The sequence below is a fragment of the Rhizobium sp. SEMIA 4085 genome (assembly GCF_013004495.1).
Taxonomy (GTDB): domain Bacteria; phylum Pseudomonadota; class Alphaproteobacteria; order Rhizobiales; family Rhizobiaceae; genus Rhizobium; species Rhizobium gallicum.
The window spans coordinates 12,936-36,309 of sequence record NZ_JABEPH010000003.1 but is presented as its reverse complement, the minus strand read 5'-3'; the positions used below and the strand labels follow the sequence as shown (position 1 = coordinate 36,309).

Annotated in this window: 23 protein-coding genes and 1 pseudogene; 10 read left to right on the top strand and 14 right to left on the bottom strand. The window is 59.5% G+C overall.

Going from position 1 to position 23,374, the window contains the following annotated elements:
- Positions 1–13: 13 nt before the first annotated feature.
- Positions 14–1,267 (bottom strand): sarcosine oxidase subunit beta family protein, encoded by a 1,254-nt coding sequence (locus C9413_RS00900; RefSeq protein WP_039846114.1) that lies wholly within the window; start codon positions 1,265–1,267, stop codon positions 14–16.
- Between the two features lie 245 nt (positions 1,268–1,512).
- Between C9413_RS00900 and C9413_RS00895 the strand changes: the two genes are divergently transcribed.
- Complete coding sequence (locus tag C9413_RS00895; RefSeq protein WP_170250114.1) at positions 1,513–2,511, top strand: FecR domain-containing protein; 999 nt, start codon at positions 1,513–1,515, stop codon at positions 2,509–2,511.
- Positions 2,512–2,515: 4 nt separating this feature from the next.
- Here C9413_RS00895 and C9413_RS00890 read toward each other — a convergent pair whose 3' ends face one another.
- The 5 genes from C9413_RS00890 to C9413_RS00870 form a co-directional block, all read right to left on the bottom strand.
- Positions 2,516–4,684, bottom strand: coding sequence for an adenylate/guanylate cyclase domain-containing protein (locus C9413_RS00890; protein ID WP_039846115.1), 2,169 nt, complete (start codon positions 4,682–4,684; stop codon positions 2,516–2,518).
- Between the two features lie 180 nt (positions 4,685–4,864).
- Positions 4,865–5,095: a hypothetical protein gene (locus tag C9413_RS00885; RefSeq protein WP_039846116.1), complete on the bottom strand. Its 231-nt coding sequence runs from the start codon at positions 5,093–5,095 to the stop codon at positions 4,865–4,867.
- Between the two features lie 53 nt (positions 5,096–5,148).
- Positions 5,149–5,385, bottom strand: coding sequence for a 30S ribosomal protein S21 (rpsU, locus tag C9413_RS00880; protein ID WP_022715889.1), 237 nt, complete (start codon positions 5,383–5,385; stop codon positions 5,149–5,151).
- Between the two features lie 52 nt (positions 5,386–5,437).
- A complete protein-coding gene (locus C9413_RS00875; protein WP_039846117.1) occupies positions 5,438–5,740 on the bottom strand; it encodes a hypothetical protein in 303 nt (100 codons plus the stop codon).
- A gap of 108 nt (positions 5,741–5,848) precedes the next feature.
- Complete coding sequence (locus C9413_RS00870; protein WP_039846118.1) at positions 5,849–6,058, bottom strand: cold-shock protein; 210 nt, start codon at positions 6,056–6,058, stop codon at positions 5,849–5,851.
- A gap of 366 nt (positions 6,059–6,424) precedes the next feature.
- On the opposite strand from C9413_RS00870, the gene rpsU (C9413_RS00865) reads away from it, so the two are divergent.
- The 5 genes from rpsU (C9413_RS00865) (at position 6,425) to C9413_RS00845 (ending at position 11,152) form a co-directional block, all read left to right on the top strand.
- The gene (gene rpsU, locus C9413_RS00865) at positions 6,425–6,637 is read left to right on the top strand and encodes a 30S ribosomal protein S21 (RefSeq protein ID WP_003585885.1); all 213 of its coding nucleotides are present in this window, start codon (positions 6,425–6,427) and stop codon (positions 6,635–6,637) included.
- 135 nt (positions 6,638–6,772) lie between these two features.
- Positions 6,773–7,642 (top strand): tetratricopeptide repeat protein, encoded by an 870-nt coding sequence (locus C9413_RS00860; protein ID WP_039846119.1) that lies wholly within the window; start codon positions 6,773–6,775, stop codon positions 7,640–7,642.
- Positions 7,643–7,669: 27 nt separating this feature from the next.
- Positions 7,670–8,734 (top strand): FAD-binding oxidoreductase, encoded by a 1,065-nt coding sequence (locus C9413_RS00855; protein WP_039846120.1) that lies wholly within the window; start codon positions 7,670–7,672, stop codon positions 8,732–8,734.
- 218 nt (positions 8,735–8,952) lie between these two features.
- Complete coding sequence (locus C9413_RS00850; protein ID WP_039846121.1) at positions 8,953–10,611, top strand: sensor histidine kinase; 1,659 nt, start codon at positions 8,953–8,955, stop codon at positions 10,609–10,611.
- A gap of 61 nt (positions 10,612–10,672) precedes the next feature.
- On the top strand, positions 10,673–11,152 hold the full coding sequence (locus C9413_RS00845) for a DUF992 domain-containing protein (protein WP_039846122.1): 480 nt from the start codon (positions 10,673–10,675) through the stop codon (positions 11,150–11,152).
- Positions 11,153–11,251: 99 nt separating this feature from the next.
- Here C9413_RS00845 and C9413_RS00840 read toward each other — a convergent pair whose 3' ends face one another.
- From C9413_RS00840 to C9413_RS00815, 6 genes are all read right to left on the bottom strand, one after another.
- Positions 11,252–12,646: an NAD(P)(+) transhydrogenase (Re/Si-specific) subunit beta gene (locus C9413_RS00840; RefSeq protein WP_039846123.1), complete on the bottom strand. Its 1,395-nt coding sequence runs from the start codon at positions 12,644–12,646 to the stop codon at positions 11,252–11,254.
- A gap of 10 nt (positions 12,647–12,656) precedes the next feature.
- Positions 12,657–13,055 (bottom strand): proton-translocating transhydrogenase family protein, encoded by a 399-nt coding sequence (locus C9413_RS00835; protein ID WP_170250113.1) that lies wholly within the window; start codon positions 13,053–13,055, stop codon positions 12,657–12,659.
- Entirely contained in the window at positions 13,045–14,202 is a 1,158-nt protein-coding gene (locus tag C9413_RS00830; protein ID WP_039846125.1) for a Re/Si-specific NAD(P)(+) transhydrogenase subunit alpha, read from the bottom strand. The genes C9413_RS00835 and C9413_RS00830 overlap by 11 nt, the downstream gene beginning before the upstream one ends.
- Positions 14,203–14,299: 97 nt before the next feature.
- Positions 14,300–14,524, bottom strand: coding sequence for an aa3-type cytochrome c oxidase subunit IV (locus C9413_RS00825; RefSeq protein ID WP_039846126.1), 225 nt, complete (start codon positions 14,522–14,524; stop codon positions 14,300–14,302).
- Positions 14,525–14,642: 118 nt separating this feature from the next.
- Entirely contained in the window at positions 14,643–15,395 is a 753-nt protein-coding gene (locus C9413_RS00820) for a hypothetical protein (RefSeq protein WP_039846127.1), read from the bottom strand.
- Between the two features lie 130 nt (positions 15,396–15,525).
- Complete coding sequence (locus tag C9413_RS00815; protein ID WP_039846128.1) at positions 15,526–17,829, bottom strand: EAL domain-containing protein; 2,304 nt, start codon at positions 17,827–17,829, stop codon at positions 15,526–15,528.
- 320 nt (positions 17,830–18,149) lie between these two features.
- On the opposite strand from C9413_RS00815, the gene C9413_RS00810 reads away from it, so the two are divergent.
- The gene (locus tag C9413_RS00810; RefSeq protein WP_039846129.1) at positions 18,150–18,689 is read left to right on the top strand and encodes a TRAP transporter small permease subunit; all 540 of its coding nucleotides are present in this window, start codon (positions 18,150–18,152) and stop codon (positions 18,687–18,689) included.
- 21 nt (positions 18,690–18,710) lie between these two features.
- On the top strand, positions 18,711–20,270 hold the full coding sequence (locus C9413_RS00805; RefSeq protein WP_039846130.1) for a TRAP transporter large permease subunit: 1,560 nt from the start codon (positions 18,711–18,713) through the stop codon (positions 20,268–20,270).
- Between the two features lie 45 nt (positions 20,271–20,315).
- Here C9413_RS00805 and C9413_RS34375 read toward each other — a convergent pair.
- Positions 20,316–20,562: pseudogene (locus tag C9413_RS34375) on the bottom strand (group II intron maturase-specific domain-containing protein); the annotation flags it as partial.
- Between the two features lie 86 nt (positions 20,563–20,648).
- Positions 20,649–21,755: a TRAP transporter substrate-binding protein gene (locus tag C9413_RS00795; RefSeq protein WP_039846131.1), complete on the bottom strand. Its 1,107-nt coding sequence runs from the start codon at positions 21,753–21,755 to the stop codon at positions 20,649–20,651.
- Between the two features lie 294 nt (positions 21,756–22,049).
- Here C9413_RS00795 and C9413_RS00790 point away from each other — a divergent pair, with 294 nt between their 5' ends.
- Both C9413_RS00790 and C9413_RS00785 read left to right on the top strand, forming a co-directional pair.
- On the top strand, positions 22,050–22,823 hold the full coding sequence (locus C9413_RS00790) for a gamma-glutamyl-gamma-aminobutyrate hydrolase family protein (RefSeq protein WP_039846132.1): 774 nt from the start codon (positions 22,050–22,052) through the stop codon (positions 22,821–22,823).
- A gap of 37 nt (positions 22,824–22,860) precedes the next feature.
- Complete coding sequence (locus tag C9413_RS00785; protein WP_063855996.1) at positions 22,861–23,373, top strand: GNAT family N-acetyltransferase; 513 nt, start codon at positions 22,861–22,863, stop codon at positions 23,371–23,373.
- The last annotated feature ends 1 nt before the right edge of the window (position 23,374 follow it).

The following is a 23,374-nucleotide window of genomic DNA, read 5'->3' as shown; positions in this document are numbered from 1 at the left end:
CGGAAGTGCGTGGTCAGTGCGCGACGGCGGCGGCTGCCGCTTCGTCGATGAGGCGCCCGGTGCGGAAGCGCTCCAGCGTCAATCCGGCATTGAACTTGTGCGGCTCGTCGCGGGCGATCAGGTGCGCAAAGAGATTGGCCGAACCCGGCGTCGCCTTGAAGCCGCCCGTTCCCCAGCCGCAGTTGACATAAAGCCCCGGAACCGGCGTCTTCGACTGGATCGCCGAACGATCCGGCGTATTATCGACGATGCCGCCCCAGGAGCGCATCATCTTGACGCGGCGAAACATCGGGAAGAGCTCGCAAATCGCATCAAGCGTATGCGTGATGATCTGCAGGCCGCCTGTCTGCGAATAGGAATTATACTGGTCCGTGCCAGCGCCAATGACCAGCTCGCCCTTGTCGGACTGCGAGATATAGGCATGCACCGTGTTCGACATGACGACACAGGGAAAGATCGGCTTCAGTGGTTCGGAAACCAGTGCCTGCAGCGGGCTCGATTGCAGCGGCACGCGCACGTCCGCCATCTTCATCACGGTCGTCGAGTGGCCGGCCGCGGAGACGCCGATCTTCTTCGCGCCGATGAAGCCGCGATTGGTTTCGACGCCAACAACCCGCCCGTCCGGTCCGCGGCGGATGCCGGTGACTTCGCAATTCTGGATGATGTGAACGCCGCGATCCGACGCCGCACGGGCATAACCCCAGGCGACCGCATCATGACGCGCCGTACCGCCGCGGCGCTGCAAGGCGGCGCCGTTAATCGGATAACGGGCAGCTGCCGAAATATCGAGCGGGGGGCAATAAGCCTTCGCCTGCTCCGGCGTCAGCCATTCATTATCGATGCCATAGAGCCGGTTGGCATGGATATGCCGCTTGAAGGACTGCTGATCGTGGACGTTGTGCGAAAGCATCATCACGCCGCGCGGCGAATACATCACATTGTAATTCAGATCTTGTGACAGATTCTCCCAGAGCTTCATCGAATGCTCGTAGATGTGCATGCTCTCTTCATAGAGATAGTTCGAGCGGATGATGGTGGTGTTACGGCCGGTGTTGCCTCCGCCGAGCCAGCCCTTTTCCAACACCGCGACGTTGGTGATGCCGTGCTCCTTGGCAAGGTAGTAGGCTGCTCCCAGACCATGCCCGCCACCGCCGATGATAATGACGTCGTATTGCGCACGCGGCTCCGGCGAAGTCCACTGCCTCTCCCAGCCCTTGTGGCCTCTGAGGGCTTCCCGTGCCACGGCAAAAACCGAGTATTTCCGCATCCGCCTTCATCTCCTTCAGGGAAAGGCATTTTCTTCGTGGCCATACAAATCGCAAATCGAAATGCGGCACAACGTTTCTTTTGCGACGCGAACGGGCTTTTGTTTGACATGGGTGGAACAAGTGTTGGTGACACTGAGGTTGCCGCATCCGCCCGCCCGCACCGGATTAGTCCGACTAACCCAAGAGGGCAGGAAGACGAGATGCGAAATTACATGTAAATGTTCCTATCCTTAGGGGTGCTCCCATGTCGTATGTGCGTCTTGCCACAGCCACGGTGCTCAGCGCGGTGCTTTCCAGCTCCATGCCGGCCTCCGCAGCCGAGCAGGTTGGCCAGGCCGTCCTCATCAAGACGGAAGTGACCGGTCAAACGGGACCGCTGACCGTAAATGCCGCAGTCCATCGCGACGAGCGCATTCGTACATCGAGATCCGGCCTCGGCCAGTTTGTTTTCCGTGACGGCACCAAGCTTGCGGTCGGCTGGGGTTCGTCAGTCGTCATCGACAAATACATCTTCGATGACTCTCAATCGGTCAAAAAGTTGAGCATCCGCGCAGCGAAGGGAACTTTCCGCTGGATCAGCGGCAGTTCGAAATCATCCGCCTACCAGATCCTGACACCTGCGGGCACGATTGGCGTGCGTGGCACCGCCTTCGATTTCTATGTCGGCCCGGATGGAACGACGGCCGTCGTCATGCTGAATGGCGCCGCCCAGTTTTGCGGCCCGGGCGGCTGCATGCAACTGCCACGCCGTTGCGACTGTGTCGTTGCGACACCCAACGGCGACATGACGGATGTCGCGCGCGTAAACCAGGGCGTCCTTCGAAGACTGGGAACGCCACGCGCCCTCCCATTCCTTTCCGGCAGTCAGTCGCTTTCCGGCATGATGGGCGGCGGCTGCGGATTGACGGCGGCACTGCAGCGGCCCGATAACCTTCAGCGCCAGGCGCCGGCCGTCTCGCCTCCGGAGCCGAAGCCGGAGAAACCGAATAAGCCGGAGAAACCGAATAAACCTGACAAGCCGGATAAGCCCGATAGACCACACAAACCCGACAGGCCGCACAAGCCGGACAAGCCCGACAAGCCCGACAGGCCGCATAAGCCGGACAAGCCGCATGACCACGACAGGCCGCATAAATCACATGATCACCACCGGGGCGATCACGACAGAGACCGCGACGAGGGCGACCATCACCATGGCAAGGACCGCGATCGGGATCGCGGCGAACGGAACCACCATCGCTGATCCGTCATTCTGCTGGGCGCGCTTCCTCAGAAATCGGTTCATCACGGAAATGATCGGCCCTGCGGGAAATCCGGCGATAAAATTCTGCCAGGCCGGCGATCATTTTGGTCTTCAACCTGATGGCACTGACGATCCTGCGCGTGTCGGGCGAGCGCGAGCGAAATGCCTCGACAAGCTGATGGTGGAGCTGCCGCAGCTCTGCAAATTCGACCGATTGCATCACGCGCTCATCCCCGACGACGGCGAATAGGCGCGTCCGGCTGCTCTTTCCCTTCAGGCCGATGGTGCCCGCCTCAAGCAGCGCAGCACCTAACTGCAGCCGCGCTGTGTCCTCCGAAATCAGAATATCAAAGCCGATGTCCTTGCAGGAGGATTCGATCCGCGCAGCAACGTTCACGGCATCGCCGACGGCGGAGTAATTGAAGCGCGATTCGGCTCCCATATTTCCCACACAGGCAACGCCGGTATGGATGCCGATGCCGATGCCCACCGGCTGATCCTTGCCAAAGCCGAAGGCATCGGCAGCATTGAGCTCGCCAAGCGTTTCCCGCATGGCCAGAGCAGCGCGCACCGCCTTCGTCTCGTGATCGGCAACATCGACTGGCGCATTCCAGAAGGCCATGATCGAGTCGCCGATGAACTTGTCGAGCGTACCCTCATTGGCGACGACATGGCGGCTCAGCGCGTCGAGCAGCGTGTTCAGGAACCCGACGACGGCCGTCGGCGGAAGCCGCTCACTGATTTCGGTGAAATGACGCACGTCGACGAACATGACCGTCAGTTGCCGATCGTCGCCGCCAAGGCGCAGTGCGTCGCGCGTATGCTCGATACGATAGAGAAGCGACGGTGACAGATATTGCCCGAAGGCGCGGCGAACCTCGCGCCTTTCCCGGTCGATCACCAGGATGCGGAACGACGTCGCGGCGAAATGTGTCACTGATCCGCTGATGATCGGGGCCAGCGGATCGAAAAGAAGCCCGGCGTAGGAAAAGCAGAGCCACGAGGCGACAACAGCAAGCGCAGTAATGGCCAAACCACAGGCCAGGGCCACCGCCGGGCTGACGAAGGTCGTCAGTATCACCAAAAGGCTGCCAAGCACTGCAATGGCGAATATCTCCAGGCCATCCGCCCAATCCGGCCGCGACAGATAGCGGCCGTTCAAAATCTGCTCGAGGGTCTGCGCGTGCAGCGAAACCCCCGGCACATTCTCTCCAAGCGCCGTGACGCGGATATCCTGCAGCCCCGCCGCCGATGTGCCGATAAAGACGATACTTCCGTTTATCGCCGCGCTGACTTTTGCCGAGGCACCTTCTTCTGCGAGCACATGCCGCGCGGAGACATATCTCTCCGCGCGGTCGGGGCTGACATAAAGCCACAGCTCGCCCGCCGCCGTCACGGGGACGACAAAATCGCCTGTCTTGACTGAGACCATGACGCCGGCTGCATCCGGCGCGCCCGCCAACACATAGGTCGAGACACCCTGCGCAACACGCAGCGCCTCCAGGGCCAGGTTCGGATAAAGCTGCTCCCCATCCGTCAGAAACAACGGAACTGCCCGCACGACCGACGAAGAGCTACCCGGATTGAGACTGATATGACCGATGCCGGCGGCGTTCGCTTCAAGGCGCGGACGTAACGGCGTTGCGGCATTGATATGCGGGGGCGCGCCGACGGGACTCTCGCCGGTGAAGGCGAAGCCTGCCTTGACGGAGGGGCGATAGGTTCCCTCGTTGGTCAAGCCGAAGCCGAGCACGACAGGCTTATCGGCAATACTATCGGCGAAAATCTCGTCATTGTCCGGCAATTGCGACAGCAGCGACGGATCGATGCCAGGCACATTGCCGACGACAGTCCGTGGCGAAAGCCGGTCCGGCTCGGCAAAGAGAATGTCGAAAGCGATCGCGGCCGCACCCATCTCGGACAGCCTGTCGACGAGCAGAGCCAGCCTGTCTCTCGGCCACGGCCACTGCCCGAATTCGCGCAGCGATGCCTCGTCAATATCGATTACCCGAACCGGCAGCTCTTCGAAGGACCGCGGCGATACTCGCTGGTATTCGTCGAAGGTCACATCGCGGATTAATCGCAGCAGCTGTGGATCGCTGGCCCGCAGCAGCGTGAGCACGGCAACAATCGCCAAGCCGATGATGACACCGATTTGCTGCGCGCGTGTCATGAACCGATGGCGCCCCCTACGCTGCAAGCCGCTGAGCAGCGAAGAAAGGCTACGCCGCTTTAGCGACGAACGCCATCCTGTCGCAGAGCTGGCATGCAGCATAAAGAGAGATTGTGTTGGAGCACGTGGGAATCAGACAGGCAGCCGCGGTCCGAGGAAGGACCACGTTTTGCAATGGACCTATTGGCCGGCCGACTTGACTGAAACCTTGCGCTTCCTTTTCGGAGCCGGAAGTTCGGGCTCAGCTTCGGCCTGCCGCTGCAGACGGAGGGCTTTCAGCTTCTCCGTCTTTTTTTCACGCAGTTTTGCTTCGTCTGCAATAATCGCCCGCGCCGTGTGATCCGTGGCTTCCGCCTTGTCGCGGGCCGACATCTTCGTGGCGTTGAAGAATGCGTCCTTTGTGGCAGTCATTCACTTTTCCTTGGATGGTTCGCGATTTTGAAAACCACGCTCGCAAGCGACACTCAACGTGTGTTTGCGGCCTTTTTGGGCATCGGCAGCAAACCTTCGCGCTGCATCTTCTTGCGCGCGAGTTTCCGCTGACGGCGGATAGCTTCGCCCTTTTCGCGGGCGCGCTTCTCGGATGGCTTTTCATAGGCGCTGCGCGCCTTCATTTCACGAAACAGACCTTCGCGCTGCATCTTCTTCTTGAGAACGCGAAGAGCCTGGTCGACATTGTTGTCCCTGACGAGAACTTGCAAAATCTTATCCTTTCGCGGCAATGGTATGCCGTATCGTTAACGAGGGGAGGCGTTACTTTCGAACCTTGATGCTGGACGTCTTCAGCCAAGGCTCGGCATTGGAAGTTTGGGCTACCTGAGCGCCTGAAATCCGCGGCGGGGATTCGGTCGCATCGATATCAAGCGCTGTTATCCTGCGCTCGAAGTTCTCGGCCTCGAAGCGAACACGGTACTGTACATGTCCATGGTCGTTCGGCAGGATGCCAACGACCTCGCATCGCCTGTCGGCAGTGGCTGTTCGGGTGAGACCGGACTTCAGCACGACAAAGTCACCTATTTTATAGGTCGGCTTTGCCTTATAGTTCGGCTTTGGCATCACGGTGCTCTTTTCAAAATGTCAAAAAGGCCGGGCGTTTTACCCGACCTCTCCCCGTCATTCAGCCTGCTGCCAGTACATCCGTGGTCAGCCGTGGCAAATGACAAATCACGCGGCCTGAAGATTATCCGCTGCGTTCTTGCCGGACTTTTTGTCCCGGACGAGATCGTAGCGTACCTTCTGCCCGTCGGACAACGCGCTCAAGCCGGCACGCTCCACGGCGGAAATGTGGACAAATACGTCGGTCGAACCATCGTCCGGCTGAATAAAGCCAAAGCCCTTGGCGCTATTGAACCACTTAACTGTGCCTGAATTCATGAACGATCTCCTTTCAATCGCTGCACTGCCGGGAAATATTCGCCGGCTCTTATCGAGAGTTGAGAGGAAATCTGACAGAGCGCTCAGCGCGTGACAAAGGCCACAAGCAATATTCGATAGGCTCATATATAGGGGTATTTCTGCATACCGCAATAGCAAATGCATTTCTGAGCACCGCATCCGCCAGGCAGGTGGAAGGCTTATCCGCCATTTTTTCTGCACATCGCCATATCAGTCTGGACTTCGTGACATCGATCTGTTATCCCGCATCACCAATCGCAAGGCTCCGGCCGCGCGAAGCGTATAATTTTGCCCTGGCGCTGTGCCGCCGCTGGTGTCAACCAAAACCAAAGGAACGTGATTCTCGTGCAGGTACTCGTCCGCGATAACAATGTCGATCAGGCTCTCCGCGCTCTCAAGAAGAAGATGCAGCGCGAAGGCATTTTCCGCGAAATGAAGATGCGCGACTACTACGAGAAGCCGTCGCAGAAGCGCGCCCGCGAGAAGGCCGAAGCTGTTCGCCGCGTTCGCAAGCTGGCTCGCAAGCGGGCACAGCGCGAAGGTCTGGTCGCACGCTAAACGGTGCCGTCGTTATTTCGACGTTTTCAGATGCATGTTGGCGGGGGCGATTACGTGTCGCCGCCGCCTTTTTGTTTTTGCTGAAGATCGCATATCCGATTGCCCCCGGATATGACGCATGGGGGAAGCGCACGAATGGCTGATTTCTTGTTCACCTCGCTCCGGTCCTTGCGCGCGCCGAAAGCGACGCTCTTGCCGGTGCTTGCAGTCCTTGCCGCAATCGGCCTTGCCGGTTGCCAGACCGACAACACCTCCGATGCTGTGATCCGCCTCGACAAGGCTCAGGGTTCCGAAGAGAACATTGCCTCGTTGACCTCGGTGATCAATTCCAATCCGCGTGATCCGGAAGCATATAACGTCCGAGGCTCGGCCTACGGCCGTGCCGGTCAGTTCAAGGCCGCGCTGAACGATTTCAATACCGCCCTGCAGATCAATCCGCGCTTCTTCCAGGCCTATGCCAACCGCGCGCTCGTCTATCGCAATATGGGCCAGCAGCAACAGGCGATCGCCGACTACAACGCCGCGCTGCAGATCAACCCGAGCTACGACGTCGCCTATATCGGTCGCGGCAACGTCTATCGCCAGGCCAGCCAGGACGATGCGGCATTCAACGATTTCGCCCGCGCGATCCAGCTCGGCACGACGGATGGCCGCGCTTATCACAATCGTGGCCTGATTTTCCAGAAGCGCAATCAGCAGGACAAAGCGATCGACGATTTCTCTAAGGCGATCTCGCTGTCACCGAATTCGGCCGAGCCCTATAACGGTCGTGGCATTTCCTATATCGCGCTGAACGACGACGACAATGCCTTCGCCGACTTCAACCATGCGATCGAGCTCAACGGCAACATCGCCGAATCCTGGGCCAACCAGGCGCTCGTCTATGAGCGCCGCGGTGACAAGGAGAAGGCGGCCCGTTCCTATCGCCACGCGATCGGCCTCGACCCGAAATACCAGCCGGCCCGCGACGGCCTGGCCCGAGTTGGCGCTGCAACCAGCGGCTAATGTCTGCAGATCACGGAGAAAATAGCGATGGCGGCGAAACGGCATGTGATCGTCGTCGGCGCCGGTATCATAGGCGCCTCGATCGCCTGGCATTTGGCGAAGGCCGGTGCCGCCGTGACGGTCATCGCCGAAGAAACCGGCGGCGTCGCAACACCCAATTCCTTCGCCTGGATCAATGCCAGCTGGGGAAACCCCGAATTCTACTTTCACTTTCGGCGCCGCTCGATGGCGGAGTGGAAGCGGCTCGCTGCGGAGCTTCCGGGCCTGCCGCTTTCCTGGTGCGGCGGCATCTGCTGGGACCTGCCCCGCGATCAACTCGAAGCTTACGCGAAGGAGCACGGCGGCTGGGGCTACGGAATCAACCGCATCGAGCGCAGTGAGATCGCTCGCCGCGAACCCTATCTTAGTAATGCGCCCGATTTCGCCCTCGCTGTCGCTGAGGAAGGCGCAGTCGAGCCGGTCGCAGCCGCGCGCATGATGCTGGCGGATGCCGAAGCGCGAGGCGCGAAATTCATCGGCGCTGCTGTTCGCAGCCTCATCCGCAGCGGAGATCACATTGCCGGCGTGGTGACGTCGCAAGGCCTGATCGATGCGGATCATGTCGTCCTCGCTTGCGGCGCAGGATCCATTCCCATAGCCGCGTCAGCCGGGATTACGCTGCCGATTGACGCGCCCCCCGGCCTGATCGTCCACTCCCGCCCGTTCGAGAAACGGCTGAACGGCCTGGTGATTGCGACGGAACTGCATATGCGCCAGACGACCGAAGGACGCATCATCGCGGGCAGCGACTTCGGCGGCGGCGATCCGGGCGAAGACCGCCAGGCGACCGCGGCCGCTCTCTTTGCGAAGGTCAAAGCCAGCCTTTTGGAAAGCGACGCGCTGACAATGGATTTCGTCACTCTCGGATATCGCCCGACGCCGCGAGACGGCTTCCCGATCATCGGCAATTGCGGCATCGGCGGCCTTTATATCGCCGTTATGCATTCCGGCGTGACGCTTGCTCCGTTGGTCGGCACGCTGGCGGCAAACGAGATTCTGTCAGGCGCAACTGAGGCAAGCCTTCGATCATTTCGGCTCTCCCGGTTCGCCTGACGGCACAATTGTATGACCATTACAATTCTGCCGTCAGCATGTTTTAGTGTGTTGCAACCACTTTCCCCTGCCCCTAACATATCGCTGCTTCGATAGCAGGCTATCGGGAATCCGAACGCGTTGAGGGCACTGACGGCGATGCAGTTTTTTGCTTTCGTAACTGTTTGCGAAAATCCGGCCGGGCCATTCGCCCTCGAAAGCCTGCAAAGATTATGCCCATGAGTCTGCGCACGCGGCTGTTTCCCAAGGCATCGATCGGCACCTATCTGGTTGCCATGGCGGTCTCGATCGCCGTGCCGATCTTTGCCTTCGTCACACTCCTGCTTCTACAGCTCGAGGACAATCAGCGGACGACGCTGCGGCGCGAGACGGCGCAAGACGCGCTGACCCTGTCTCGCTCTATTGACCGACAGTTGCAGGACATGGCGACGACACTTCGTCTGCTCTCAACCTCGCCCGAACTCGAGAACAACGACTTCGCCTCGTTTCATGAGCGGACCGAAACGGCCCTGCGCGGCGATACACTCTACGTGATAGCCGTCGATCGAAGCGGTCAGCAGCTACTGAACACGCGCCTTGATTTCGGCACGCCGCTCAGCAAGACAGCCAATATCCCAGCGATGAAATCGGCCATCGAGTCCGGCCGTATCGAAGCATCCGACGTCTTCAAGGGAGCGACAAGCGGCGAGTGGGTCTACAATGTCACGATGCCGCTGGATGCAGGTCGAGTCGCGGCCCTGATCGTCACCCAGAACGCCAAGGACCTCGCCAGACTTGTCACGACCGAAGGGCTTGCGTCGGGTTGGTCGGCTGCGGTGATCGATCAGGGCGGCCACGTGGTGGCTTCGAGCGGCATGGCAAGCATTGCCCCCGGAACGCCGTTCGACAAGCGTATCCTGCCGTCGCTTATCGCTTCGCGCGGCGTCTTCGAGGACCAGGATATTCTGCCGAATGAACTCCTCGGTTATGCCCAAATTCCCGGCTGGTCCTGGAAAACGGTGGTCTGGGGACCGGTTGCCACGGCGCAGGCATCGATCCTCACGACATGGCGTTTCCTGATCGTCGGCGGCATCGCATTGCTTCTGGTCGCCGTGCTCGCGGCCTATGCCGTGGCGCGGCAGGTGCGCACTACGATCCGCGATATAGCCGACATGGCAAGCAGCATGGGCGAGGGCCAAATCGTAGCGCCGATCGATACCAGCGTCATCGAGGCAAACCAGGTCGCCGTTGCCCTGTCCAATGCCTCGTTCGATCGCAGCCAGACGGAAGACCGTCTGCATTTCATAATGCATGAGCTCGTGCATCGAACGAAGAACCTGCTCACGCTCGCCCAGGCGATGATGCGCCAACTCGCCAAACAGGCCGACAGCGTCGAAGGCTTCCAGTCGGCCGTTTCCAATCGCCTCGACGGGCTCGTCCGTTCGATCGAGCTTTTGACAAGCGAGCAATGGTCCGGTGCCTCGCTCCGCCGGGTCATCGACATTCATCTGGAGGCCTTCCCGCAGGCGGCAGAACAGCTTGAGATTTCCGGAGAGGATTTTGTGGTCAAGCCGGAGGCGGTCCAGAACCTCGGCCTGACGCTGCATGAACTGGCTACCAATTCGGTGAAATACGGTGCGCTTTCGGTGCCGCAGGGCCGCGTCTCCTTCTCCTGGTCGAATATCCAGGTCGAGGATCAGTCCGAGGCAATAATCCGTTTTATCTGGGAGGAACGGAACGGTCCCGAGGTCGCTACACCGTCCCGCTCCGGCTTTGGAACCACTGTCATCAAGACGCATGCCGCAGCAGCCTTCCGCGGATCGGTGCAGGTAGACTACCTGCCGCAGGGCCTGATCTGGACCCTGACAGCACCGCGAAGCGCGCTCGAGCGCGAATAACGGCCGGAACAATCAAAAGAACCAATTCGTTTCCGATAGGTCATCCGAAAGGAGAACGGCCATGTTCAAGCACATCATGATCGCAGCAACGGCGGCGGCAGCAGTCTTTGCAAGCCCGGCAGGCGCTGCGAACTATATCAGCCTCGGCCGTCTGGTCTGCGGATCGGAAGGCGGTCAGGGGCTGATTATCACTTCGCAGAAGAATCTGATCTGCACCTACACGCCTGCCGGAGGCGGCCCGAAAGCCGTCTACGCCGGCAGGATCGAGAAATTTGGCCTGGATATCGGCGAGACCGGCAAAAGCGTTATGATCTGGCAGGTTCTTGCCAAGACCGGCACAAACATTCCGGAATTTGCACTTGCCGGTGAATACTACGGGATCGGCGCCGATGCCAGCCTTGGCGCGGGTGCCGGTGCTAAGGTGATCGCCGGTGGCACCAACAAGGCTTTCATGCTGCAGCCGCTGAATGTGCAGGCCCAGGAGGGCCTCAATCTCGCGATCGGCGTGGAGAAAATGACGCTGGCGCCCGCTGCTATCTGACATAGGTCGGCGGAGATGGAAAAAGGCTCGCTTCGGCGGGCCTTTTTCTTCGCCTGGCGTCGCTTGCAATAAAAGCCCGGCTCGGAGCCGTGCCTTGGCTCAGTGGCCGATTGCTTTGTTGATCTCCTCTGTGACCTTCTTTGCATCACCGAGCAGCATCATCGTGCCATCCTTGTAGAACAGCGTATTGTCGATGCCGGCATAGCCGGAGCCGAGCGAACGCTTGACAAAGAGGCAGGTCTTGGCCCTGTCGACATCGAGGATCGGCATGCCGTAGATCGGCGAGGTCTTGTCATCGCGCGCGGCTGGATTGGTGACGTCGTTGGCCCCGATGACATAAGCGACATCGGCTTGGCCGAAGTCGGAGTTGACGTCTTCGAGTTCGAAGACCTCGTCATAAGGCACGTTCGCTTCGGCCAGCAGCACGTTCATGTGGCCGGGCATGCGGCCGGCGACCGGATGAATTGCGTATTTGACCTCGACGCCGGCCTTCTTGAGATTGTCGGCCATCTCGCGAAGCGCGTGCTGCGCCTGGGCAACCGCCATGCCGTAGCCCGGCACGATAATGACCTTGGAAGCGTTTGCCATCAGATAGGCGGCATCCTCTGCCGAGCCGAGCTTGACGGTCTTGTCGGAATTGTCCGCAGCCCCTGCGGAGGTCTCGCCACCGAAGCCGCCGAGAATGACGGATATGAACGAGCGGTTCATGCCCTTGCACATGATGTAGGACAGGATCGCACCCGAAGAGCCGACCAGCGCGCCGGTGATGATCAGAGCGAGATTGCCGAGCGTGAAACCGATACCGGCTGCCGCCCATCCCGAATAGGAGTTCAGCATGGAGACGACGACCGGCATGTCGGCGCCCCCGATCGGCACGATCAGCAGCACGCCGAGCGCCAGCGAAAGCGCCACGACCGCCCAGAAATCGAAATGGCTTTCGGTTGCCGCCAGCCCGATGATGAAGAAGACGATCAGCACCAAAAGCGCGATGTTGATGATATGCCGGAAGGGAAGCAGGATCGGCTTGCCGGACATGCGCCCGTCAAGCTTGAGAAAAGCGATGATCGAGCCGGTAAAGGTAAGCGCCCCGATTGCCGCGCCGATCGCCATCTCGATACGCGCCTCGCCATGGATCGAGCCGATATCGCCGATGCCGAAGGAGGCCGGTGTATAAAGCGCAGACGCAGCAACCAGCACGGCGGCAAGGCCGACCAACGAGTGGAAGCCCGCCACCAGCTGCGGCATCGAGGTCATCGGGATGACGCGGGCGATATAGGCCCCCGCCCCGCCGCCGATCGCCAGTGCGAGCACGATCAGCACGAAGCCGGCAAAAGAAGGCGTTGCCAGCACCAGCGTCGTGAGGATCGCCATCCCCATGCCGATCATGCCGTAGAGATTGCCCTTGCGGCTGGTGGCCGGATGGGAGAGGCCGCGCAGTGCCAGGATGAAAAGCACGCCGCAGACGAGATAGAGGAAAGCTGCGATATTGGTCATTCGTCCGGCCTCACTTGTCCTTCTTGCGGTACATCGCCAGCATGCGCTGCGTGACGAGGAAACCGCCGAAGATGTTGACCGAGACGAGAACGAGCGCGACGAAGCCGAAACCGGTCGCAAGCCCGCTTGCCGAAATGCCGACTGCAAGCAGCGCGCCGACGACGATGACTGCAGAGATGGCGTTGGTGACGGCCATCAGCGGCGTATGCAGCGCCGGCGTCACCGACCAGACGACGTAATAACCGACGAAGATCGCCAGCACGAAGATCGCGAACTGGAAAACGAAGGGATCGATCGCCCCACCCGTTGCCGCACTTGCCGCATCCGGTGCCTGCGCGGCCGCCGCCACGACTGCGTTGACCGCCTGGTCAAGCTGCTGCAGCGCCTTTTCCATTGCTTCACTGGCCATCAGCTATCCCCTTCTTCGTCCCGCCGAATGCCGGATGCACGACATCGCCTGCATAGGTCAGCATGGTCGCTTTGATGAGTTCGTCGTCGAGGTTGAGGACGACGCTCTTCGTCTCCTTGTTGAGCATCGTCTCGAGGAAGGTGACGAGGTTCTTGGCATAGAGCGCCGAAGCGCTGGCGGCGACCCGGCCCGGCAGGTTGGTGAAACCGATCACCTTGACGTCTTCGACATCGACGACCTCGTCGGCAACCACGCCCTCGATATTGCCGCCACGCTCGACCGCAAGATCGACGGCAACGGCGCCGGGCTTCATCGAAGCCAGCATCTGGCGCGATACGAGCTTCGGCGCAGGGCGTCCGGGGATCAGTGCCGTGGTGATGACGATGTCCTGCTTGGCGATATGCTCGGCAACGAGGGCTGCCTGCTTCGCCTGGTATTCCTTGGACATTTCCTTGGCGTAGCCGCCCGCCGTCTCCGCTGCCTTGAACTCCTCGTCTTCAACGGCGATGAACTTGGCGCCGAGCGAGGCGACCTGTTCCTTGGCAGCGGGGCGAACGTCGGTGGCCGAGACCGCAGCGCCGAGGCGGCGCGCCGTCGCAATCGCCTGGAGGCCTGCCACGCCTGCACCCATCACGAAGACCTTGGCGGCCGGAACGGTGCCGGCGGCCGTCATCATCATCGGCAGGGCGCGATCATAGACGGACGCCGCTTCAATGACAGCCTGATAGCCGGCGAGATTTGCCTGTGAGGAAAGAACATCCATGGACTGGGCGCGCGTAATGCGCGGCATCAGTTCCATCGCGAAGGCTGAAAGCCCTGCCTTCGCCATCGCGGCAATCGCCTCATCGTTTCCGTAGGGATCCATGATCGCGATGACGACCGCGCCGCTCTTGTAGCCGGCAATCTCCGCCTCCGTCGGGCGGCGCACTTTGAGCACCACATCCGCGCCTGCCGCATCGCCAACCGAGCCGATCCGCGCCCCTGCAGCCTCAAATTCGCTGTCCGGTATGCGCGACAAAACCCCAGCACCTGCCTCGACCATGATGTCGAAGCCGAGGTTCCTCATCTTCTTCACGGTTTCGGCAGACGCCGCAACGCGTGTCTCGGAACCGATCGATTCTTTTGTAATGAAAACGATACTGCCCAACTGCCCCTCCTCCGGGTCAGCCAAACCACCGCGGGCTCACCGCTCAGGCCAAGCACCTATTCAAAAATTGGAAATGCCGTTCCTCGCCAGCTGCAGGTCAGCGCAGCAAGACGATGCCGGCAACGAAGATGATGAGAAAAACCAGCAGGCCGCCGAGAAAGCCGCTGCTGGTGAAAAAACCGGCCGTCATGCCAAGCAGCAGGGCGATGAGGAAAATCGTGCCGTATTTCGCAGCCGAAATGAACAGACTGTAGGTTTGTTCATGTTCTTTGTAGTCCATCGGCGCGCCGACTTCGACGGATCCGTTGTGTTCTTCGGCCATGAAATTTCGTCTCCCTGAATGCCATAATCCCATTCAGGGCTTACACAAAGCCTGGGAAAAGCGCAATGCATGAGAATGCCGCAGCCGGTACGCTTTGCGGCATTTCAGGAGCGCGGCCTCAGAGCGGCAGATCGGTGCCGAACTGGCCCTCCGGCACGAAGCGAGCGGTCGGGATGATGGTGAGCGATGGCAGCCTGCTGTCGGGGCCGCGGGAAAACATCATGCGCTGTTCGCTGGCGCTGGAAATAAAGAAGGGATAGCGCGTCAGAAGCTTTCGGCCAACCTCGATCACATTCGTCGCCATCAGCGTCATGTCGATTCCGTAATTCTTCGCAAGCCGGCCGGGCACGATGGTATCTGCATAAAAGACCCGCTTGTAGAAAGCGGCATGCGGGGGCCGGCAAAACTGAAGAACGCGGTCAGCACGGAAATGCGCCGCCGCAACGATGCTTGGCCTCAGCGTCAGGTAGGGAATCCACGACAGGTCGGCGGTCAGTTCCGGATCGGCCGCAAAGCGCGCCGGATCGATCAAGGTCAGCCCTGCATCCAGAAGCGAATCCATCGCCTCAGGAAAGGCGCCGGCGGACTGGCTGACGCGATGGTCCGGCGTTACATAGTGAAGTCGGACCGTGCTGACCAGTTCGCCGTAATAGTAAAGACCGAAGACATAAGCATGGCTGTCGAAATCGGTTTCGTCCAACAGCCCTTTTGGTGCAAGCGCCAGCACATCATGGGCCTTGTAGGCCTTCCATCGCAACCGTTCGACATCCTCCATGTCCTCGCTGCTTTCGATGCGGCGATATTCGACATGGTCCAGAATTTCGAGAAGCTTTCTTGAAAAGTCACTTGTATTCAAGGGGATTGACGCCATTGATGTTCCCGCCGTTAACGGGCCATTAATCATATCTGGCCGCGCAAAGAGCAAGAAATATCAAAAGTTTCTGACGTATTTGAATTATTAAGGTTAACGGGGCTCTTGTTGCGATGGCGGCAACGAGGGCTCAGGCGACCTTGCTGCGGCGGCGCTGGGTGACACGACGGCTGAGTGCTTGCGAAAGGATGCCGATCTCCTTTGAGGGGACCGGCGGAGAAAAGACATAGCCCTGCACGAGATCCGCGCTGCGATGTTTGTTGAGCAATGCCAGTTGCTCAACAGTTTCCACACCCTCGATGACGATCTTGAGCCCGAGCTCGCGGGCGAGATTTACAGTACCGCACAAAAGCTTCAGACGGCGCGTGTCTTCCGCGATATTGCGAACGAAGGAGCGATCGATCTTGACGATATCGAGCGGCAACGTGTCGAGATAGCTGAGGCTGGAGAAGCCCGTGCCGAAGTCGTCGATCGCTATGGTGATGCCGTGGGAGCGCAATTCGGCGAGGATGGCGCGCACCGCCGCAGGCTCGTCGATGAGACAACTTTCTGTAATTTCCAGATGCAGCCGCGACGCCTTGAGGCCGGATGTTGAAAGTGCTTCCGAAACGACGGCGAGGATATCGTTGTCACGCAGGTCGCGTGCCGAGAGATTGACCGATATCGCGATGTGGTCGGGCCAGGTCATGCATTCGCTGCAGGCCTTGAAAAGAATGAACCGCGTGATGTCCGATATGATGCCCATCTCTTCGGCGAGGCGGATGAAAACGTCCGGCGGAATGGCGCCTTTTTCCGGGTGGACCCAGCGCGCCAGCGCCTCGGCGCATTCGATGCGTGTCCCATCGGCTTTGAACATCGGTTGAAACGCGACGCTGAGCGCGCCCGCAGCCACCGCTTCGCGCAAGTCCGCTTTCAGCTTCTGCTGCTCGATGTAGCGGCCATCCATTTCGTGTTCGAAGCCGGTGATGCCGCCGCGCAGTCGTGATTTGCTTTCAAAGAGGGCGAGGTCCGCTTTGATGCTCCACTCCTCCATTGCAAATGCATTGCTTTCGAGGGTCGCGTAGCCGGCGCTGAGCGACACCAAGAACGTGACCTCGTCCACTTCATAATTGCCCTGAATGTCGGCATGCATCCGGCGGATTTCGGCGTCGAGCGCTTCGTTGTTCTTGGCATGCGGGAAGAATATGACGAACTGGTCGCCCATGAGGCGACCGACGATGGCATTGCCTGCTTCGTCCTTGATCCGCGCCGCGATCGCGCAGAGCAGGTGATCGCCGGTGATGTGGCCGCGCATGTCGTTAACGTGCTTGAACTCGTCGATGTCGAGGACCATGAAACCAAGCGGCCCACGCCTTTTCGGGTGGCGCTCGATATATTCCTTTACGAGATGACCGAAATATTCTCGGTTCGGCAGGCCGGTCAGAGCATCGAAGCGGACCATATGCAGGATCTTCTGCTCCGCCTTCACGCGGCTCGACACATCCTCGAAGATCAGAACGGCGCCGCCGTCGGCACGACGCTTCGCGGAAAATTCCAGCGATAGGCTTTCAGGAAAATGGATCAGGGTTCGCGATAGGCCTTCCTCGGCAACCTGTGTCAGCTGCCGCAGGATCAATTCCGGTTGCGAGGCATCCATGAAGCTGTAGCGCGCGCCGTAACGCAGGACGGCACCGAGGTCGCGATCCTTTAACCGGTCCGGATCGCCGATCTTTAGAAGCTCGCAGGCCTTCCGGTTGATCACCTGGATACGGTTCGACTGATCGACCATCACGAGACCGTGGGGCATATTGTTGAGCGCGGTATCGAAACGATCGGCAATCAGAGAGATCTGCCTGTGAGCAATGACATTCTCATAAAGGAACTCGCGCACGCCGTTCGCCATCGCGCGCGTCGTCAGCCAGAAGGGAATAAGGAAGATAGAGAGAATGCCGCGATAGAAATCCAGCGCCATCAGGCTGCAGACGATCATCGGCAGGCAGCAGGAGAAAGTCTGCAGGTCAACTGCCAGCCGCGAGCCGTAGTTGCGGCCGACGACGGAAACCATGGTCGCCATGGTGACGGAAATGCAGGCAAGCTCTGCGAAGGAATCATGCACGACGAAGATGGCATAGCCGCTGCCGATGCCGAGGATGGCTGTAGTGCAGGCTGCACCGGCAACGAGAACACGCTCCCATCGCTCGATGCCGGCGCGCGACAGTTTCTCTTTTTCCACACGATCGAACCGCCGGAAGGTGAGCATGCGGACGCAAAAGACCAGGAGGGCGGCAGCCGACAGCAGCACATAGATGGAAGACTGTGTTTTGGCTGCAACCGCCAGGAAAGTTGCCACATGCACGATGACGCCGGCGAGCAGCGTCATGCGGTTCCCAGAAAGAGAACTCACAAACGACAGATACACGTCGATCGGAACCCTGTTCGGGTTATGTGGTTTCATCCATACTTTCCCTGTGCGCGGGGATGATACGGGGAACCTTTTAAAAATTGATTGCCTTGACCCTATCCATTTGGTTGTTTTTTCTAAAACCCAAGAGGGAATTTCAAGATTAACGGCGAATTTCACAGCTATGAAGTGAAGTTCATGGAAAAATGATCCGCGCTTAAGTTGCCGGTTGTACAGCCAGCATCTAAACCGCCGCACGCAAAGTCTACGACTAAAATCCTATACGGCCGTTTATTCTTTCAATTTCGGAAACCGTAGTTTACACAAATTTCAAAAGTGAGAACTTGCCGCAAAGGCAGAGTAAGGGGAAAGGCATGCCGGCGTTTCTAAGCGTCAGCCGGCTGATCGACAGCATCAGCCAATTCATAGGGAAAATCGCGGATTACATGGTGCTTTTGTGCTGCTTCATCAGCGCCGGCAATGCAATCGTCCGCTATCTCTTCAATTACAGCTCGAATGGTTGGCTGGAGATACAATGGTATCTCTTCGCCTACGTCGTCGTGCTCGGGGCGGCTCATACGCTTCGCAACAATGAGCACGTGCGCGTCGACCTAATCTACGGATCGGTTTCCGACAAGGCCAGAATCTGGATCGATATCATCGGTTTGATCGTTTTCCTGATCCCGGCCTGCGCCTTCCTGGCTTTCCTGTGCTGGCCCTATTTCGTGATCGCCTTCCAGCAGGGCGAGATCTCCGCCAATGCCGGAGGGCTCATCCGCTGGCCGGTCAAGCTTATACTTTTTGCAGGTTTCGCACTCCTGGTGCTGCAGGGCATTTCGGAACTCATCAAGAGGATCGCCGCGGTGCGCGGCTACATCCAGCTCGAAACGAAATACGAAAAGCCTCTGCAATAAAGCTCTCCGGGAGGAACGGACTTGTTTGACTTCGGTATCATTCCACCGGCGATGTTTCTGGGCATGGTCATCTTCATGCTCTACGGCTTTCCGGTCGCGTTTTCGCTCGCGTCCGTCGGACTTTTCTTCGGGGTCATCGGCATAGCAACCGGCCATTTCAGCGAGGCCTTCCTGCAGGCCCTGCCCCTTCGCGTGTTCGGCATCGTTTCCAACGACCTGCTGCTCGCCATCCCCTTCTTCACCTTCATGGGCGCCATTCTGGAAAGGTGTGGCCTTGCGGAGGATCTGCTCGAGGGAACCGGCAAGCTGTTCGGCGCCGTTCCTGGTGGTCTCGCCTACGCCGTCATCCTCGTCGGCGCTGTTCTCGGCGCCATCACCGGCACGGTCGCGGCATCGGTCATCACCATGGGCGTGATCTCGCTGCCGATCATGCTGCGCTACGGCTACAATCCGCGGTTGGCGACCGGCGTCATCGCCGCGTCGGGCACGATCACCCAGGTCATCCCGCCCTCCCTCGTGCTCGTCGTTCTCGCCGACCAGCTCGGCAGATCAGTCGGGGACATGTATCTCGGCGCCATCGGCCCTTCAATCCTGCAGGTCGCGATCTTCCTTGGCTTCATCCTGTTCCTGTCCATCTTCCGGCCAGGCTTGATGCCGCCGCTGCCGAAGGAGGTGCGCGGCGAGTTCAACTGGGCACTGCTGATGAAGGTACTGGCCGGCATGGTGCCTTCCATAATCCTCATTTTCCTCGTGCTCGGCACGATCTTCATGGGGCTTGCGACGCCAACGGAAGCCGGCGCCCTCGGGGTCGTGGGCGCGATCGTGCTTGCAGCGCTCCACCGGCGTTTGACCTGGCCGCTGGTCCGCGAAGCTATGACATCGACGATGCATATCACCTCGATGGTGGTGATGATCTTGATCGGCTCGACTTGCTTCAGCCTCGTATTTCAGGGCATGGATGGTTCGCGTTGGATCGAGCACATGCTGTCCGGCATCCCCGGCGGTCCGGTCGGCTTCCTGATCTTCGTCAACCTCTTCATCTTCGTCCTCGCCTTCTTCCTCGATTTCTTCGAAATCGCCTTCATCGTCATTCCGATGCTGGCACCCGTCGCTTCGGCGCTCGGTATCGATCTGATCTGGTTTGGCGTGCTTATCTGCGTGAACATGCAGACGAGCTTCATGCACCCGCCCTTCGGCTTCGCGCTGTTTTATCTGCGTTCCATCGCCAGTCGTGACGTGAAGACACGGGATATCTACATGGGCGCGATCCCATGGGTCGTCATGCAGCTCATCCTCGTTGCGATCGTGATCTTCTGGCCGCAATCAGTGACCTACTGGCTGAACAAGGGTCCGGCCGTGGACCTCAACACGATCAAGATCGAAATACCGGGATTCGGCGGCAATCAGCTCTCGCTGCCGCCCGCGCCTGGCGGTGGCAGTACACCACAGATCCCCGGTCTCACCCTGCCGCCACTGAACGGTCTGCCCGGTCAGCAGCCAGCCCCTGCGACGCCCGCACCGGCCAATCCGGCACAACCAGCACCGCCACCGGATCTCAGCCAACCTCCAAAGATCAATTGAATTCAATCGGCATAGGGGACGGTCGTTTTGACTGCACCCGGTGCCGATCCATTCCCCCCGTTCCTTGAAGACCCGAGGGATTTGCGCCAGCCGGAAGTAGGCCTTCCAACCCAGGACGTAGACGCGCAGGCGTTCGGCCACTTCTTGCATACTGCGCCCGCCCGAACGGCGGGTCAGTTGCCGGATGCGACGCTTGAACGCCTTGAGCGGCACCACCCGGAGCCACCCAGAGGCTGAAGCTGAGGAACTTGCGGCCAAGCACGCTGGAAACCGAGCTCTTGTCCTCGTTGATCTTCCCGGGCGCACAATGAAGAAGCCCCGGATTTCCATCCGGGGCTTCTGTTGGCGATGCGATGAACGCGCAGACGGGGAAGCCGCCTAGAGCTTGCCCGATCGCTGCTGGATCATCATGAACGTGTCAAACGTATATTCCGAGAGCTGCATCCAGAGGTAAGCATCACGCTTGAATGCGGTCTGGTCGTCATAGATCTTCTTGAAAGATGGATTTGAAGCCGAGAGCTCGCCATAGAGACCGGTTGAAGCCTGGAACGCGGCTTCAAGAATTTCCTGGCTGAAGGGACGCAGCGTCGCACCTTCGGCGACGAGCTGCTTTAGCGCTGAAGGGTTCTTCATATCGTATTTCGCCATCATCCTGGTATTGGAATAGGTGCAGGCGTCGGCGAGGATCGTCTGGTAGTGCTTTGGCAGACTGTTCCACTTTTCGAGATTGAAGAAAGCGTGGATCGCCGGACCGCCTTCCCAGAAGCCCGGATAGTAGTAGTACTTGGCGACTTTGTGCAGGCCGAGCTTCAAGTCGTCATAGGGACCGACCCACTCCGACGCGTCGATCGTGCCCTTTTCGAGCGCCGGATAGATATCACCGCCGGCAATCTGCTGCGGGATGACACCGAGCTTTTCCATGACGCGCCCGGCAAGACCGGCGATACGCATCTTGACGCCCTTGAGGTCATCCAGCGTATTGATTTCCTTGCGGAACCAGCCACCCATCTGGACGCCGGTATTGCCGGCCGGAAGACCGAACATGCCCTGGGTGGCATAAAATTCGTTCATCAGGTTGATGCCATTGCCCTCGAAGAACCAGGCGTTGGTGAGACGGGCGTTGAGGCCGAAGGGAATGGCCGTGCCGATTGCATAGGTCGGATCCTTGCCGACGAAATAGTACGAGCAGGTGTGGCAGCATTCAACGGTACCCGAGCTCACGGCGTCGGCCGCCTGCAGGCCGGGCACGATTTCACCGGCTGCAAAAGGCTGGATCTTGAAGGCACCGTTGGTCGCGTCGGCGACTTGATTGGCGATATCTTCCGCACCGCCAAAGATCGTGTCCAGGCTCTTCGGGAACGAAGAAGTCATGCGCCACGAAATTTTCGGATTCTCCTGCGCGATCGCCGGCGCGGCGAGTGCGCTTGCCGCAACGGCACCTGCCCCAGCAGTTCCAGCCTTCTTAATAAACGAACGACGATCCATCAAAAACCTCCCGTACAGATGGCATGCGCGGACAATTTCATCCCTGCCCGCAGCAATGGAGGCGAGCTAAGCATGCGGCCGCGTGTGTTTCAAGCTTTAGTCGATCAGACTTTGGCATCACGGCAGCAATTTGGCGAATGACGTGTTTCCATCGAAAATCAGCAGTTTAGCAAGGTCTCTATGCTTTGAATGGCGCAGATCGCCGCAATTTGGCCTGCCATTGCGCCGAGAAGTTGACTTTGAGGCCGATCTCGGTTTTCACAATAGAAGAATCGAGAGCTTTCCGGACCAAAAATGATGAAGCCGATCGTCGCCGTTCCTGCCGATACCCGCACCCTCGATGGCGCCGACTGGCATGCCGTCCAGCATCAATATGTACGCGCGGCGCTGAACGCTGCGGGCGTGATGGCCTTCATCATTCCTGCGTTCGAGAAAGGTTATGACACTGACGCAATCCTTGACCGAGTGGATGGACTGCTGGTTTCGGGCTCCGCGAGCAACGTCCACCCATCGCTCTACGCTGCCGAGGCCCGCGAGAGCGATGGCCCCTTCGACCCCGCGCGTGATGCAACGGCCCTACCCCTCATCCGCCGTGCAATCGATCGAGCCATCCCGCTGCTGGCGATCTGCCGCGGCATACAGGAGCTGAACGTCGCGCTCGGCGGTTCCCTTGCCAGTGAAATCCACGAGCAGGAGGGCATCTGGGACCACAGAAAGCCAGCCGATGTCGATCGCGACGGAATGTATGCTATCCGCCAGAGCGTTTTCGTCAAGGAAGGCTCCTGCATCGCCCGCATCATCGGTCCGGGCGAAGTCCTCGTGAACTCGCTGCACCGTCAGGCAATCGCCAAGACGGCGCCTCGCCTACAGGTGGAGGCGATCGCCGAAGACGGGACGATCGAAGCCGTTTCCGTCATCGACGCCAAAGCTTTTGCCGTCGGCGTGCAGTGGCATCCGGAATACTGGGCCGAAACCGACAAGCCCTCGAACCAGATCTTTGCGGCATTCGGGGACGCGGCAAGGGAATATGCGGCGAATAAGAATGTCTCCATGAAGGTTAAGGCTTAGGCGCTCCGGTTGCACGGCAGAACGACAGGTATCGACAGTGGCTCACGGCGGGCAGATCAATATACGGCTCCTCGGCCCCGAGGATATTGAGGCTTTTCGGCAAATCCGCTTGGAGGCGCTGCAGACCGAGCCCGCGGCCTATGCGAGCACCGCCGCCGATTGGGAGAGCCTAACAAACGAAGAATGGCGTCACCGCCTCACGAACAATGCAGTGTTTGTGGCATTCCACCGAGAAAAACCAGTTGGCATGATGGGCCTGATGCGGCAGCAATCGAGCAAGATGGCCCATCGTGCCACGATTATTATGGTTTATGTGCATAAGAGCTTTCGCGGTTTGGGCGCCGCTTCGGCGCTACTGCAACGACTGACCGGGCACGCTCGAGCGGTCGGCATCAGACAGCTGGAGCTGGCCGTAAGCGCGCAGAACCCGCCCGCAATCCGCTTCTACGAGCGCGAGGGCTTCAGCCAAGTCGGGCGAATTCCGGGCGGAATTATTCACGACGGCGAAGAAATCGATGATGTCGTTATGGCGCGGCGCATCGTTGACTGAG

Coding starts and splice junctions, on each gene's coding strand:
- C9413_RS00900 (WP_039846114.1), bottom strand. CDS start 1,267: ATGCGGAAATACTCGGTTTTTGCCGTGGCACGGGAAGCCCTCAGAGGC.
- C9413_RS00895 (WP_170250114.1), top strand. CDS start 1,513: ATGTCGTATGTGCGTCTTGCCACAGCCACGGTGCTCAGCGCGGTGCTT.
- C9413_RS00890 (WP_039846115.1), bottom strand. CDS start 4,684: ATGACACGCGCGCAGCAAATCGGTGTCATCATCGGCTTGGCGATTGTT.
- C9413_RS00885 (WP_039846116.1), bottom strand. CDS start 5,095: ATGACTGCCACAAAGGACGCATTCTTCAACGCCACGAAGATGTCGGCC.
- C9413_RS00875 (WP_039846117.1), bottom strand. CDS start 5,740: ATGCCAAAGCCGAACTATAAGGCAAAGCCGACCTATAAAATAGGTGAC.
- C9413_RS00870 (WP_039846118.1), bottom strand. CDS start 6,058: ATGAATTCAGGCACAGTTAAGTGGTTCAATAGCGCCAAGGGCTTTGGC.
- C9413_RS00860 (WP_039846119.1), top strand. CDS start 6,773: ATGGCTGATTTCTTGTTCACCTCGCTCCGGTCCTTGCGCGCGCCGAAA.
- C9413_RS00855 (WP_039846120.1), top strand. CDS start 7,670: ATGGCGGCGAAACGGCATGTGATCGTCGTCGGCGCCGGTATCATAGGC.
- C9413_RS00850 (WP_039846121.1), top strand. CDS start 8,953: ATGAGTCTGCGCACGCGGCTGTTTCCCAAGGCATCGATCGGCACCTAT.
- C9413_RS00845 (WP_039846122.1), top strand. CDS start 10,673: ATGTTCAAGCACATCATGATCGCAGCAACGGCGGCGGCAGCAGTCTTT.
- C9413_RS00840 (WP_039846123.1), bottom strand. CDS start 12,646: ATGACCAATATCGCAGCTTTCCTCTATCTCGTCTGCGGCGTGCTTTTC.
- C9413_RS00835 (WP_170250113.1), bottom strand. CDS start 13,055: ATGGCCAGTGAAGCAATGGAAAAGGCGCTGCAGCAGCTTGACCAGGCG.
- C9413_RS00825 (WP_039846126.1), bottom strand. CDS start 14,524: ATGGCCGAAGAACACAACGGATCCGTCGAAGTCGGCGCGCCGATGGAC.
- C9413_RS00820 (WP_039846127.1), bottom strand. CDS start 15,395: ATGGCGTCAATCCCCTTGAATACAAGTGACTTTTCAAGAAAGCTTCTC.
- C9413_RS00815 (WP_039846128.1), bottom strand. CDS start 17,829: ATGAAACCACATAACCCGAACAGGGTTCCGATCGACGTGTATCTGTCG.
- C9413_RS00810 (WP_039846129.1), top strand. CDS start 18,150: ATGCCGGCGTTTCTAAGCGTCAGCCGGCTGATCGACAGCATCAGCCAA.
- C9413_RS00795 (WP_039846131.1), bottom strand. CDS start 21,755: ATGGATCGTCGTTCGTTTATTAAGAAGGCTGGAACTGCTGGGGCAGGT.
- C9413_RS00790 (WP_039846132.1), top strand. CDS start 22,050: ATGATGAAGCCGATCGTCGCCGTTCCTGCCGATACCCGCACCCTCGAT.